This is a genomic window from Catenulispora sp. EB89 (genome assembly GCF_041261445.1).
In the GTDB taxonomy this organism is placed as follows: Bacteria; Actinomycetota; Actinomycetes; order Streptomycetales; family Catenulisporaceae; genus Catenulispora.
In genome coordinates this window covers 534,785-548,086 of the sequence record NZ_JBGCCU010000004.1, presented here as the reverse complement: position 1 = coordinate 548,086, position 13,302 = coordinate 534,785, and the positions used below count along the sequence as shown (strand labels likewise).

Sequence of the window (13,302 nt, the reverse complement as noted above, 5' to 3'; positions counted from 1 at the left end):
ACAGCATCGCTATTGAAGATCACCGGGCTCCCGTAGCAGCAAGCCGAGGACGAGGCCCGCGATCGGCACCGCGCACAGCGCGGTGAGCACCCCCTGCGGCCCGCTGTGCTCGGCGATCAGGCCGAACACCGGCGCCAGCAGGCCGCCGGCGCTGACGCCGAGCCCGAGGGTGACGCCGGCCGCGGTGCCCGGGCGTCCCGGCAGGTAGTCCTGGCCGAGTTTCACCAGCACGGCGAACGGGATGTTCAGCGCGAGTCCGGTCAGGACCGCGAACGCCAGCGGTGCGATGCTGCCGGGGCACATGCGCAGCGCCACCAGCATCGGCACGGTCAGCGCGGTGCCGAGTTGCACCGTGCGCACCATCCCGAAGCGGTCGGCGATGCGTCCGCCGAGCAGCGTGCCCGCGACGCCGCCGACCAGGAAGCAGGCGAGGGCCGCGCCGGCCAGGGTGCGGGAGGCGTGCAGGTGCTTGAGCCAGTACAGCTCGATGAAGGTGTTGATGCCGAAGAACGCCGCCGAGCGGACCACCTCGACGCCGGTCAGCGCGGCGAAGGGGCCCCAGCGGTCGTGGCCGCCGGTCGTCGTCGCGTGCGCGTGCCGGGTGCCGCTGCGCTTCTTGAGCAGCACCAAGGCGATGAGCCACGCCGGCGGGATGAACAGGGCCGTCGCGCCGACGCCCCACGCGTTCAGCGCGGGCGTCGCCAGTACCGGTGCCAGGAAGAAGCCGACGCTGCCGCCGGCCGCGAAGACGCTCATCGCGCTCGCGCTGTCGCCGGCGGCCTCGCGGGCCGAGCGGCCGGCCGCGGGGTGGAACATCGCGACTCCGAGTCCTGATATCAGGATGCAGAGCCAGACCAGTGCGTACGGGCCCGCCAGGCCCGACAGCCCCAGGCCGGTCCCGGCGATCGCGACGCCGACCGCGGCCATCCGGGGCAGCCGCCACCGGTCCACGGCCAGGCCGATCGCCGGTTGTGGGAGCGCGCTGCCGAGGGTCGCGGCGAGCGTGAGGCCGGAGGCGGCGAGGTAGCTGTAGTGCCGTTCCAGGACGAAGTAGGGGACGCTGGCCGGGACGAGGCCCTGGTACATGTCGTCGACGGCGTGCGCCAGGCCCCAGACGGCCATGCGGTTGCGGACTCCGCGCGGGCTCGCCGGATCGGGCGCGTCCGTCGTTCCGGAAGCCTCCGGTGTTTTCGGTGCGGTCAGGCTCATGGACTCCACGATCGCGCCGCGCACCCCTGTCCGGCTTCCGATATCCTGCCGATTGATGTCGGAAAACCGCCTAGTCCTCACCGGCCCCACCCGCCACCCGCTCATGCCCGGCGAGCAGGTGGAACGCCACGACCACGACGTGAACCAGCTCGTCTACCCGCTCAGCGGGATGCTGGAGGTCGCCACCTCGGCCGGGGTGTGGATGGTGCCGCCGCACCGCGCCGCCTGGATCCCGGCCCGGGTCCCGCACGCGCACCGGGCGCACGGCCCCACCGAGATGCGGACCCTGATTTTCCCGGCCGCCACCAACCCGCTGCACCTGGACAGCCCGACGGTCCTGGCCGTGGATCCGCTGCTGCGTGAGGTGATCGCCGCCCTCACCACCGAGGACCCGGGCCCCCGGCAGCGCCGCACCCTCGAACAGGTGGCGCTGGACCGGCTGCGCACCGTCGACGAACTCCCGCTGCGCCTGCTCTGGCCGCGCGACGACCGCCTCGCGACGATCGCCCGCACCCTCGCCGACAACCCCGCCGACGACCGCGGCCTGGCCGCCCTCGGCCGCGAAGCCGGCGCCGCCGAGCGCACCCTCAGCCGCCTGTTCCGCGCCGAGACCGGCATGACGTTCCCGCAGTGGCGCACGCAGCTGCGCCTCCAACACGCGATGGCGCTGCTGGCGACCGGCGAGGCGGTGACGACGGTCGCGACGGCGTGCGGGTTCGCCACGCCGAGCGCGTTCATCGAGACCTTCCGGAAGGGGCTGGGGACGACGCCGGGGCGGTATCGGGCGAGTGCGAACCCGCCGACGGGGTAGATCGATGGTTGTGACGAGGTTGCTGGAAACCGCCACCGCGCCGCCCCGCGATCGCCTGGCCGGGCCCGGTCCGGCCCACTCTTTTCTGATAGGCCGTCAGATGACATACTCCGCGCCATGACGCCCAAGGGACTGAAGCGCACAGCGCAGACGCTCGCCCGCCAACCCTGGTTCGTGGCGGTCGGCAAACACACGATCCCGCGCGTGGACCGCGTGCTGTACAAGGTGACGCGCGGCCGCGTCGGCGCCATGAGCCCCTCGGGCCTGACCGGCCTGCTGCTCACGACGGTGGGCCGCAAGACCGGCAAGGAACGCTCCGTGCCGCTGCTGTACGTGGGGCACGAGGGCAAGTACTACCTCACCGGCTCGAACTGGGGCCAGGAGCACCATCCGGTGTGGACGCTGAACCTGATGGCGACCCCCGAGGCGACGCTGACGGTCAAGGGCAAGAAGATCCCGGTCACGGCGCGGCTGTTGGAAGGCGACGAGCGAACGGCCATCTGGCCGGTGCTGACCACGACCTGGCCGAACTTCGACGTCTACACGGAGCGGAGCGGGCGCGAGTTGCGGGTCTTCGAGCTGACGCCGCGGTGAGGTGCGGGGCCGCGCCCTACTTCAGCGCAGCCGAAATCTCCGCCGCCGCCTGTATCACCCGAGGCGCGACGGCCCCCACGTCCAACGGCGCGAACGACACCACCCCCACGCTCGCCTCCAGCCCCGGCACCGCGCGGATCGGCGCCGCGATCCCGTGCGCCCCGGCCTGGAGCTCGCCCTCGCTCACCGTGTACAGCGTCGCAGCGTCCTGAATACCGCCGCGTCCCGCCGCCGACCGCCCGAGCAGGATCGCCTTCCCCGCGGCCCCCTGCCCCAGCCGGTGCCGCGATCCCACGCGATACGCCATGTGATAGTCCGTCCACGTCGGCTCCACCACCGCGATCGCCAGCGCGTCCGGCCCCTCGGCGACCGTCAGGTGCGCCGTCGCGCCCACCGCCTCGGCCAGCCGCCGCAGCGGCGGCGTCGCGGCCTCGCGCAGCAGCGGGTGCACGCGCGCGGCCAGCCGCAGCACGCCGACGCCGAGGTGCACGCGGCCGTCCGGATCCCGCCTCGCCAGGCCGTGCGCCTCCAGGGTGGCGACGAGGCGGTAGCCGGCGGTGCGCGGGGCCCCGACGCGTTCGGCCAGTTGGGCGACCGTCAGGCCGGAGGTGGCGTCCGCCAGCGCTGTGAGCACGCGGATCCCCCGGTCCAGAGTCTGGCTGGTCTCCGGTTCCGGCGCGGGATCGGTGCGGGTCATACGCGCAGCTTAGATCGTGCGTGGACCATACTCGACGGATGGGCATCGACGACGATCTGTTCCGGCGGCAGCGGCTTCTCCAGGGCGAGGCGGACGCGGTCCTCGACGATCTGGACCTGATGGCCGGGCTGGAGGCGATCGGCGACCCGATCCGCACCGGCAGTTCCGCCCTGGGCGTCATGGTGAAGCCGGACATCGACATGACCACCGCCTGCGCGCGCCTCGACCTCGCGGCCTTCGACGCCGTCGCGCACCTGGCGACCCGGCTGGCCCGGCACGAGCGCGTGCGCCAGGTGACCTTCCGCGACGACACCGGAAGCTGGAACACCGAGCCCGACAAGTACCCCGACGGCCTGTTCCTCCAGCTCCAGTACCGCTCTCAGCGGTCGCGCGACTGGAGTCTGGACCTGTGGTTTGTCGACCAGCCCGAGCGCCAGCCGGACCTGGGCCACCTGCGCACACTCCTGCCGCGCCTCACCGACGAGACGCGCGAAGCCATCCTGCGCATCAAAGAGGAGTGGACGCCGCGCCCCGAGTACGGCCGTCAGGTCAACGGGACTCTGATTTATGAGGCTGTGCTTGATGGGGGAGTACGGACCCTTCCGGACTTCGCGGAGTGGCTGGCGCAGGACGCAGCCGCTGTGACGTCAGATACCGACCGGGCCTAGGCAGCCGCGCCAGCCGCTCGCGCACCCGGCGCCCGAGCCACAGCCACAGCGCGGTGGGCAGGAACACCGCGTCGCCGACCATCATCGCCGCCGAGAACAGCGGCAGCCCCATCACGACCGCGATCGAGAAGTGCATCCCGACCAGCATCACCAGGCACGGGTACTTCAGCCACTTGCTGAACACGGCGAACGGGAAGGCGATCTGCACGAACACCGTCAGGTACGCCACGATCGCGATCGTGACGCTCTGCCCCGCCATGAAGTTCGACAGCCCCGGCCAGGGCCGGAACCAGTCCAGGTGCAGCGTGTAGTACAGCGCCGTCCCGTTCTGCCAGTCCGAGCCCTGCGACTTGTACAGCCCGGCCGCGGCGTAGACCACGCAGATCTGCGCCGCTATCACCAGCACCGCGGCGTTGTGCAGGAAGGTGACGATCTCCTCGCGCGTCCGGTCCAGCTCGGCGACCGCCTGCCAGCCCGGGGTGTTCGGCCACGCGAACTCCGCGATGCCGGCCGCCTCGCGCTTCTCGGCCTGCCGGCGCTTGCGCCGCGCGTCGAGCGACCAGCGCGTGCCGCAGCGGCTGAAGGCCAGGTAGATGGCCATCAGGCTCATGATGTTGTCGCCGCCGTCGGTGAGGAAGACGTTGCGGCCGGTGAACGCCATGAGGGTGAGCGCGAAGCAGATCGACGTCACGCGCGTGCGCCAGCCCAGCACGAACAGCAGGCAGACCAGGATCGCCACGTGGTACCAGAACTCGAACCAGGCGTTGCCGCCGTGGCCGAGGAACGTGTACCACCAGCGGTCGACGGCGAACCAGTCCAGGCCGGGGTCGTTGGCGAACTGCTGGTTCAGCGCCGAGGTCCAGGGCGCGTTCGGGCCCCAGAGGGCTTGGCGGTTCGGGTACTCGTGGAGCAGGAAGATCAGGTAGAGGGAGCCGTAGCCGATGCGCAGGACCGCCGTGCCGTAGAGGGCGATCGCGTGCGTGGTCAGGTGCGTCAGGGTCGTGCCGGCCTTGTGGACGGCCCACATCAGGGGCTGTCGGCGGAACGGCGGACACGGGTCGGCGGCCGGCGCGAGGGCGGCGGCGGCCTCCGGGGCTTCGACGCTGTCGGCGGTGTCGTCGATTTCCGAGGTCACGGAGCCACGCTCCCGTTCGGGCAGCCGTAGGAGACGGCGGTCGGGGAGATCTGCCGCCACGGGATGATGTGCACCGCCGGCTGCTGCACCTGGTTCGGGTTCTCGGCCGGCGCGATGTCGGTGGTGGTGACCCGGAACTCGATGTTCATGATCTTGTCCGGCGGCACGCCGTCCTTGGCGCTGCGCGGCTGGATCCGCTGCATCGCGATGTTCACCAGGTACTGCCGCGTCATCTCGGCGCGCCCGGAGGTGCCGACGTCGGAGTTGTCGTGCGTGGTCAGGTACGCGTCGGTCCAGGCCCGGCGCAGCTCGTTCTGCTCCAGGTGGCCGGGGAAGGGGTTGTGCAGGATGGCGTCGTAGTCCATCTGCGACAGGTTGTACCAGGGTGTGACGCTGCTGTAGCAGTCGGTGGAGACCCTGGCCTCGATCGTGAAGTTCTGGGACATCGGGTTCGGCGCGAACAGCCGCCAGTTCTGGTCGAACCACGGGTAGACCCACTTGGCGATGGGGGTCGCGAACCTGGTGCTGACCGTGTTCGTCGGCGAGTTGGTCAGGAACGTGATCGTCAGGTGGTACAGCGCCAGCATCGAGATGCCGAGGACGCCGACGCCCAGGACCGCCCGGGACCACCACGGCCGGGGAGCCTGTCGAGGGGGGTCGGGGACGGACGCGGCGGGTTCCTCGATCGGCTCGGACACGCAGCAAACCTAACGGATAGCCGTAGCCCCGGAAACGTCGTTCTCGCAAGTCGTGACGTCCGTGACCAAATGCGACTCCTGAGAAAGCCCTGGAGCAGTCCTTACCCCTCCGCGTGCTCGGTGGCGCACACCTCGGTCAGCGGCAGCACCCGGTAGGGCACCGGGTTCGCCATCGCGATCACCGTCGAGGTCCGCTGGATGCCCTCGAAGGAGACCAGCTTGTCGATCACCCGCTGCATGTCCGCGTTGGACCGCGCGACGATGCGGCACAGCATGTCGCCGGCGCCGGTGATGGTGTGCATCTCCAGCAGCTCCGGGATCGCCGCCAGATGCTCGCGGACCTGCGCGCCGCGGCCCTGCCGGATCTCCAGCGTGGCGAAGGCGGTCACGGAGTAGCCGAGCGCGATCGGGTCGATGACCGGTCCGAAGCCGCGCACCACGCCGCGAGCCTGGAGCCGGTCCAGGCGCGCCTGCACGGTCCCGCGCGCCACGCCCAGGCGCCGTGACGCTTCCAGGATCCCGATGCGCGGCTCCTCGGTGAGCAGGGCCAGCAGCCGGGCGTCCAGGCCGTCGATCTGCATCATCGAGGGTGATGGTTCATGCATGGACATACCGGATGATTCCCTTCCATGTCGGTTTCGAGGTGATGTGTCGCTGGTCACACTGTACAGAATTGCGGTCTTCGGGGCACTCTCGCTGGGCAGATTGTATAGCTCTCCGACCTCGCGTTGCGCAGGTTGATCTGCGGATCGAAGCTGTGACCATGACCGAAACAGTCGCTCCCGCCACCGCCAACGTCACCGCGACCTCTGCCGACCCGTTCCCGGTCAAGGGGATGGACGCCGTGGTGTTCGCCGTCGGCAACGCCAAGCAGGCCGCCCACTATTACTCGACCGCGTTCGGCATGAAGGTGGTCGCGTACTCCGGCCCCGAGACCGGCCGCGTGGACCGCGTGTCGTACGTGCTGGAGTCCGGCAGCGCGCGCTTCGTGCTGAAGGGCTCGGTCCGTCCCGGCACCGACATCGCGCGGCACGTCGCCGAGCACGGCGACGGCGTCACCGACCTGGCGATCGCCGTCCCGGACGTGTACGCCGCCTACGAGTACGCCGTCGCGCACGGCGCCACCGGCCTGGAGAAGCCGCACGAGATCGAGGACGAGCACGGCGTCCTGGTCCGCGCCGCGATCGCCGCCTACGGCGACACCCGGCACTCGCTGATCGACCGGTCCCGCTACCACGGCCTCTACGCCCCCGGCTACGTCGAGCGCGCGCCGCTGGTCGAGCCGAACGCCCGCATCTTCCAGGCGATCGACCACTGCGTCGGCAACGTCGAGCTGGGCAAGATGGACGAATGGGTGGAGTTCTACCACAAGGTCATGGGCTTCACGAACATGGCCGAGTTCATCGGCGACGACATCGCCACCGACTACTCGGCGCTGATGTCCAAGGTGGTCGCCGACGGCACCCGCAAGGTCAAGTTCCCGCTGAACGAGCCGGCGATCGCGAAGAAGAAGTCGCAGATCGACGAGTACTTGGAGTTCTACGGCGGCCCCGGCGTGCAGCACATCGCACTGAACACCGGCGACATCCTGGCCACCGTGGACGCGATGCGCGCCGCGGGCGTGGAGTTCCTGGAGACCCCGGACTCGTACTACGAGGACGAGGAACTGCGGGCGCGCATCGGGACCGTGCGCGTGCCGGTCGAGGAGCTGCAGAAGCGCAAGATCCTCGTCGACCGCGACGAGGAGGGCTACCTGCTGCAGATCTTCACCAAGCCGGTGCAGGACCGTCCGACCGTGTTCTTCGAGCTCATCGAGCGGCACGGCAGCCAGGGCTTCGGCAAGGGGAACTTCAAGGCCCTGTTCGAGGCGATCGAGCGCGAGCAGGAGCGCCGCGGCAACCTGTGAGCCCCGGCTGAGGCGTCTACTGCAAAGGACGTAGTAGCTGGTCATCGTGCGGGTGTAGGGATTCCCCAAGGTTGCGTAAGGAATCCCGGCACCCGTACAGGTTTGGGCGGCGGTGTTCTAGGCTCGGTGATCGTGGAGAGTACACCGCGTCCCGGCTATTACCCCGACCCCTCAGTTCCCGGATACATCCGGTATTGGGACGGCTCGAAGTGGGTCCCGGGCACCAGCAAGCCGATGCCTAAGAAGGCCGGCGGCGCCGGGGACGCGGAGGTGGTTGTGGAGTCGGGGGCGTTGCCCCCGCCGCCGCGGGCCGGTGCCTCTTCTGCTTCGGGTGCCGCCGCGTCCGGCGGCGAGACGTCGGGCCGGGCGTCCATCGGACAGCTGACCTTCGACGATCTCCTTCCGATGCCGGATCAGGAGACGCAGGATCCGTCGTACGAGGACGATTTCGACACGGCCACGGCCGCTCCGACGGCGAAGGCTCCGACGTTCGCGCCGCCGCGTCCGCTGTCGGAGGTGAGCTTCGACGACGCGAAGCCGTCGGAGCCCTCCCCGTTCGGGCAGCGTCCCTCGGCGGACTTCCCGGGCGGCGCCCCGGAGCCGAGACCCCCCGTCTTCACGCCGCCGAAGTCGCTGGCGGACACAAGCTTCGACAGCCCGCTACCCGAGGCCCCGCGCCAGGGGCCGCCGCAGGTGGCCAGTGCCGCCGGGATGGGCATCTCGATCACCGGGGCGCCGGGTATGCCGGGCATGCCGGGCGCACCGAGGCAGACCCCGGCGCAGATGGCGGCGGCGAACCAGGCCCTGCGCATCCGGCTGCTGCGCCCGGACGGCAAACCCTTCGACGGCCCGGAGATCACCACCGGCCCCAAGCAGGGCGACGCACCCCAGGGCACCTCCCGCACCGAGTTCGACCCCCCGCGCGGCCCGAAGAAGCAGGCCCCGAAGGTCGTCGTGAAGACCGGCCCGCTGGAGCGCGCCGGCCACACGCTGGCGGTGCTGCTGATTTCCGCGATCGGCATCGTCCCGCTGGCCTACCTGCTGATGAAGTCGGTCCACGACCGCGAGGACAAGCTCGCCGCGACGATCACCGTACCGACGAAGATGAACGTGCTGGACACGACCTCCGAGGCCTACCTCGGCGGGATGGTCGCCGTGCTGCTGGTGGTGACGGTGTTTTACGTGACGCGGCTGAAGCGGCGCCGCTCGCGGTAGAGGCTCGGGTCGGGTCGGCGGCGGTGCTGGCGGCGGCGTGGCCGGGCGGGCAACGGAGTTCGCAGGGATCGGCTCAGCCGTAGTGCTCATGGCGGCGGCCTGGCCGCGCGGCGAGGTTCGCGGGCTCGGCTCGGAGGCGGCGCTATCGGGCCTCGACTTAGCGGCGGCGCTCGCAGGGTCCGGCTCAGCCGTAGTGCTCACGGCGGCGGCGCAGCCGGGCGGCGAGGTTCGCTGGGCTCGGCTCGGCGGTGGTGCTCGCGGCGGCGTGGCCAGCCGGGCAACGGGGTTCGCGGGGCTCGGCTCGGAGGCGGCGCTATTGGGCCTCGACTTAGCGGCGGCGCTCGCAGGGTCCGGCTCAGCCGTAGTGCTCGCGGCGGCGTGGCCAGCCGGGCAACGGGGTTCGCGGGGCTCGGCTCGGAGGCGGCGCTCGTGGTGGCGTGGCTCGGGTCGGCGGTGGTGTTCGCGGCGGCGGCGTAGCGCGGCAGCGTCGTGGCCGGGCGGCGAGGTTCGCAGGGGGCCCGGCTCTGTCGTAGCGATCGCGGAGGCTGCGGCGCGGCTTGGCGGCGGCGCTCGTGGTGGCGTGGCTCGGCGGCGGCGCGCGCGATCTAGGCGGCGCGGGCCGGCCAATCATCGGGGTAGTACTGGATGTGCAGCATGCCCGGCGTGCCGTGCCGGGTGCGTGCCGGCGGCCATCCGCCGGCGGCGAGTTCCGCGCAGACGTGCCGGGCGGCGTCGTGGCGGTGGGTGCCGGGGCGGATTGCTTCGGCCAGTACGGTGCTGAGTTCGTGTGCCGACTGCTGGAAGGACTCGCGGCTGCCGGTGACGAAGAGCGTGTCGCTGGCGGAGTCGAAGTTCAGCCGGTCGCGGTACTCCCGGTAGCGCAGGCGGTTGTAGTCCATCTGCGTGTCGGCGAAGTCGGGGACGTGGATTTTGTGCGGTGCGCCGTTCCCGAGGCGGGTGCGTATCGCTTTCCAGCGCGAGGGCCGGAGCTGGTGTAAGGCGTAGGACAGGACCAGATCGACGCTGCGGCCTTCGAATGGCGAGGCGTTGTGCCGGGTCGGGACGTGGATGATCGAGTGCGGGGACACGGCTGCCAGGGACCAGAGCGTGGCGAGCTGGGTCAGGGCCTCGCGGTCGGCGAAGCCGGAGTACCAGAAGCTGTTGTCGTGCAGGACCAGGCGGGTGGCAGGGCGGTCCGGCCGGATCACCCGGTACTCGCGGCCGTCCAGGCCGACGCGGCTGATCCGGGTCCTGAGTTCCAGTCTCCCGGGCATGTCGGCCATCTTGGACGTTCGCGGCGTGCGGCGGCCAGCCGGTTTCGGGCGTGCCGCCGCCGTGCGTGCGAGTCGTGCGAATCAGCGAGCTAGTGAGTCAGCGTGCGGGCTCGCAGACCCGCCGGTGGGCTGGTGTCAGCGGTCAGCCCTCGGCCGCCGGCACGATCTCGACCCCGGCCGCGCTCATCTCGGCCAGCGCCGTGGCCGTCGAGGCCTCCGCGACGCCGGCCACCAGGTCCGAGCGCAGCCGGGTGCGCAGGCCCAGCTTCACCGCGTCCAGCGCTGTCGCCCGCACGCAGTAGTCGGTGGCGATCCCGACCACGTCCACCGCGTCCACCCCGCGCGTCCGCAGCCAGTCGCCCAGCGGCGTGTCCGAGCCGTCCACGCCCTCGAACCCGCTGTACGCGGCCTGGAACGCGCCCTTGGAGAACACCTCGTCGACGTGCGTGCGGTCGAAGTCCGGGTGGAACTCCGCGCCCTTCGTGCCGGCCACGCAGTGCACCGGCCAGCTGGTCACGTAGTCCGGCTCCGCGGCGAAGTGTGCGCCCGGGTCGGTGTGCCAGTCGCGGGTGGCCACCACGTGCTCGAAGCCGCCGCGGTCCGGGCCGGCCAGCAGCCCGGTCACGCCGGCCGCGACGGCCGAGCCGCCGGAGACCGGCAGCGAGCCGCCTTCGCAGAAGTCGTTCTGGACGTCGACGACGATCAGTGCGCGCGTCATGCTCGGTCTCTTTCCTAGGCGCTGCAAGGGTTTCAGGCGCTGTCTCTAGCTCTGGTCGTAGGTCGTACCGCTGAGTAGTACCGCTGATTCGTGCCGGTGATCCCTGGCGCTGATGGGTCCTAGCTCGGATACACCGTAGGGATCGCCGGCTCGCCGCGCGAGAGCTGCGTGGACCACGGCGGCAGTTCGGCGCGGGAGGCCTCGTGGCGCTCGCGGATCTCGGCCAGGCTCGGCCGCGCGATCACCTCGCCCTTGGCGACGTACTGCATCAGCAGGTCGCGGCCCTCGGACTTCAGCTCCTCCGGTGCCGAGCCGGTGCCGATGACCTCCTCCTGCGCCACGCCGTCGGAGCCGATGCGGCGCCAGGCGAACTTGCGGCCGCCGCGGGTGGCCTTCTCAGAGGACTTCTTCGCCACCGGCACCATCGGGGCGTCGGCGTCCGCGCTCGCGCCGCGTGCCACCAGCTTGTAGACCAGGCCGGCCGTCGGCGCGCCGGAGCCGGTGACCAGTTGGGTGCCGACGCCGTAGGAGTCCACCGGGGCCGCGGCCAGCGCCGCGATCTGGTACTCGTCCAGGTCCGAGGTGACGACGATCTTGGTGTGCTTGGCGCCCAGCTCGTCGAGCTGCTTGCGCACCCGGTGCGCCATCCACAGCAGGTCGCCGGAGTCCAGGCGGACCGCGCCGAGGTCGGGGCCGGCGACCTCGACCGCGATCTTCACGGCCTCGGCCACGTCGTAGGTGTCGACCAGCAGCGTCGTGCCCCGGCCCAGGGTCTCCACCTGGATGCTGAAGGCGTCGCGCTCGCTGTCGTGCAGCAGGACGAAAGCGTGCGCGGAGGTGCCGGTGGTCGGGACGCCGAAGCGGCGGCGGGCCTCCAGGTTGGAGGACGCCGAGAAGCCCGCCAGGTAGGCGGCGCGCGCCGCGGCCACGGCGGCCTCCTCGTGGGTGCGCCGCGAGCCCATCTCCAGGCAGGGGCGGCCCATCGCGGCCGAGGTCATGCGGGAGGCCGCCGAGGCGATCGCGCTGTCGTGGTTCAGCACCGACAGCACGAGCGTCTCCAGCAGCACCGCCTCGGCGAACGTGGACTCCACGATCAGCAGCGGGGAGCCGGGGAAGTAGCACTCTCCCTCCGCGTAGCCGTGGACGTCGCCGGTGAACCGGTAGCCGGCCAGCCAGTCCCGGGTGGGTTCGTCGACGATCCCCGAGGAGTGCAGGAAGTCGCAGATCGCGGAATCGAACCGGAATTCCTCCAGGGCGTCCAGGAGGCGGCCGGTGCCGGCGGTGACGCCGTAGCGGCGGCCGTCGGGCAGCCGGCGGGCGAAGACCTCGAACACCGAGCGTCGGTGGGCGGCCCCGCTGCGCAGGGCGCCCTCCAGCATGGTGAGCTCATAGTGGTCCGTGAGGAGCGCGGTGCTGTTCACGATCTATCAGCGTAGTCTGGTGGGATGAGTGTCGCGCCGGTGGAGGTCGTTCCGGAGGCCACGGAGGAGACCCGGGCGGCTCCGGTGCAGGACCCGGTGTGGGTCACCGTGGTCTGGAACGACCCTGTGAACCTGATGAGTTATGTCACCTACGTGTTCATGACCTACTTCGGTTACAGCAAGGGCAAGGCCGAGCGGTTGATGCGGGAGGTGCACAACCTCGGCAAGGCGATAGTGTCCAGCGGCGGCCGCGAGCAGATGGAGAAGGACGTGGCCGCGATGCACGGCTACGGCTTGTGGGCGACCGTGCAGCGCCAGGACGGCTGAACGACCAGATCGGGGATCCGCACGTGCTCCAGCCTTTCCAGGCCGACCGCTCCGGTCGGATCGTCGGTGCGTTCACCGACGGTCAGACCGACGTCCTGCGCTTCCTGCTCGCCGGGCAGCTCGCGCTGCTGGACGAGGAGGACCCGCTGGGCGAGGAGCCGGACTCGCTGGCCGCCGCCCTGGGCATCGCCGACGGTCCGGTGAAGAAGCCGGACAACCCGGCGCTGGCGCGGCTGTTCCCGGACGCCTACGAGGGCGACGCCGACGAGGCCAGCGAGTTCCGCCGGCTGACCGAGCCCGACCTGCGCGAGGGCAAGCGTGCCACGGCCCGCCAGGTGCTGGACTCGCTGCGGGACTACCAGCCCGGCGAGGAGCTGGCGCTGGCGGCCGAGCAGGCCCGGTCCTGGCTCGGCGCGGTCAACGACATCCGCCTGGTGCTCGCGGTCTGGCTGGAGATCGAGGACGACGACGACAACCCCTTCGACCGCATCGACGAGCGGGACGACCGCTACGAGATAGTGGTCATGTACCACTGGCTCGGCGCGATGGTGGAATGGCTGGTCGAAGCCCTGATGGGGTGAGCAGTCCGCTATTCGGTCCCGTGCGGTCCGGACCCCGGACCGCTGTGG

The 13,302-nt window shown here is 71.0% G+C and carries 15 protein-coding genes; 7 read left to right on the top strand and 8 right to left on the bottom strand.

The features are described 5' to 3' along the window. Positions 1-9 precede the first annotated feature (9 nt). On the bottom strand, positions 10-1,122 hold the full coding sequence (locus ABH920_RS12085; RefSeq protein ID WP_370349040.1) for an MFS transporter: 1,113 nt from the start codon (positions 1,120-1,122) through the stop codon (positions 10-12). 142 nt (positions 1,123-1,264) lie between these two features. On the opposite strand from ABH920_RS12085, the gene ABH920_RS12080 reads away from it, so the two are divergent. Further along, positions 1,265-2,020, top strand: a complete 756-nt coding sequence (locus ABH920_RS12080) for a helix-turn-helix transcriptional regulator (RefSeq protein WP_370348991.1) — start codon at positions 1,265-1,267, stop codon at positions 2,018-2,020. A 117-nt stretch (positions 2,021-2,137) separates the two neighbouring features. Then, positions 2,138-2,614 (top strand): nitroreductase family deazaflavin-dependent oxidoreductase, encoded by a 477-nt coding sequence (locus ABH920_RS12075; protein WP_370348990.1) that lies wholly within the window; start codon positions 2,138-2,140, stop codon positions 2,612-2,614. Between the two features lie 16 nt (positions 2,615-2,630). Here the strand turns inward: ABH920_RS12075 and ABH920_RS12070 are convergent, their stop codons facing one another. Continuing rightward, positions 2,631-3,311, bottom strand: a complete 681-nt coding sequence (locus ABH920_RS12070) for an IclR family transcriptional regulator (RefSeq protein WP_370348989.1) — start codon at positions 3,309-3,311, stop codon at positions 2,631-2,633. A gap of 38 nt (positions 3,312-3,349) precedes the next feature. On the opposite strand from ABH920_RS12070, the gene ABH920_RS12065 reads away from it, so the two are divergent. Beyond that, positions 3,350-3,979: a hypothetical protein gene (locus tag ABH920_RS12065; protein ID WP_370348988.1), complete on the top strand. Its 630-nt coding sequence runs from the start codon at positions 3,350-3,352 to the stop codon at positions 3,977-3,979. On the opposite strand, the gene ABH920_RS12060 is transcribed toward ABH920_RS12065, so the two are convergent. The 3 genes from ABH920_RS12060 to ABH920_RS12050 all read right to left on the bottom strand — a co-directional run bounded on the left by ABH920_RS12060 (position 3,861) and on the right by ABH920_RS12050 (position 6,393). Continuing rightward, a complete protein-coding gene (locus ABH920_RS12060; protein WP_370348987.1) occupies positions 3,861-5,114 on the bottom strand; it encodes an HTTM domain-containing protein in 1,254 nt (417 codons plus the stop codon). The genes ABH920_RS12065 and ABH920_RS12060 overlap by 119 nt on opposite strands. Further along, complete coding sequence (locus tag ABH920_RS12055) at positions 5,111-5,812, bottom strand: DUF5819 family protein (protein ID WP_370348986.1); 702 nt, start codon at positions 5,810-5,812, stop codon at positions 5,111-5,113. Before ABH920_RS12055 ends, ABH920_RS12060 begins: the two co-directional genes overlap by 4 nt. A gap of 101 nt (positions 5,813-5,913) precedes the next feature. Continuing rightward, a complete protein-coding gene (locus tag ABH920_RS12050) occupies positions 5,914-6,393 on the bottom strand; it encodes an Lrp/AsnC family transcriptional regulator (protein WP_370349039.1) in 480 nt (159 codons plus the stop codon). 182 nt (positions 6,394-6,575) lie between these two features. Between ABH920_RS12050 and hppD the strand changes: the two genes are divergently transcribed. Beyond that, positions 6,576-7,718, top strand: a complete 1,143-nt coding sequence (gene hppD, locus ABH920_RS12045) for a 4-hydroxyphenylpyruvate dioxygenase (RefSeq protein ID WP_370348985.1) — start codon at positions 6,576-6,578, stop codon at positions 7,716-7,718. 132 nt (positions 7,719-7,850) lie between these two features. Then, complete coding sequence (locus ABH920_RS12040) at positions 7,851-8,933, top strand: DUF2510 domain-containing protein (RefSeq protein ID WP_370348984.1); 1,083 nt, start codon at positions 7,851-7,853, stop codon at positions 8,931-8,933. Between the two features lie 605 nt (positions 8,934-9,538). Here the strand turns inward: ABH920_RS12040 and ABH920_RS12035 are convergent. The 3 genes from ABH920_RS12035 to ABH920_RS12025 all read right to left on the bottom strand — a co-directional run bounded on the left by ABH920_RS12035 (position 9,539) and on the right by ABH920_RS12025 (position 12,346). Then, positions 9,539-10,207 carry a hypothetical protein gene (locus tag ABH920_RS12035; protein ID WP_370348983.1) on the bottom strand — a complete coding sequence of 223 codons (669 nt, stop codon included), beginning with the start codon at positions 10,205-10,207 and terminating at the stop codon, positions 9,539-9,541. Between the two features lie 142 nt (positions 10,208-10,349). Next, positions 10,350-10,925, bottom strand: a complete 576-nt coding sequence (locus ABH920_RS12030; protein WP_370348982.1) for a nicotinamidase — start codon at positions 10,923-10,925, stop codon at positions 10,350-10,352. 119 nt (positions 10,926-11,044) lie between these two features. Then, the gene (locus ABH920_RS12025) at positions 11,045-12,346 is read right to left on the bottom strand and encodes a nicotinate phosphoribosyltransferase (protein WP_370348981.1); all 1,302 of its coding nucleotides are present in this window, start codon (positions 12,344-12,346) and stop codon (positions 11,045-11,047) included. A 24-nt stretch (positions 12,347-12,370) separates the two neighbouring features. Here ABH920_RS12025 and clpS point away from each other — a divergent pair, with 24 nt between their 5' ends. Both clpS and ABH920_RS12015 read left to right on the top strand, forming a co-directional pair. Further along, positions 12,371-12,673 (top strand): ATP-dependent Clp protease adapter ClpS, encoded by a 303-nt coding sequence (gene clpS, locus ABH920_RS12020; protein ID WP_370348980.1) that lies wholly within the window; start codon positions 12,371-12,373, stop codon positions 12,671-12,673. Positions 12,674-12,696: 23 nt separating this feature from the next. Beyond that, on the top strand, positions 12,697-13,254 hold the full coding sequence (locus ABH920_RS12015) for a DUF2017 domain-containing protein (RefSeq protein ID WP_370348979.1): 558 nt from the start codon (positions 12,697-12,699) through the stop codon (positions 13,252-13,254). The last annotated feature ends 48 nt before the right edge of the window (positions 13,255-13,302 follow it).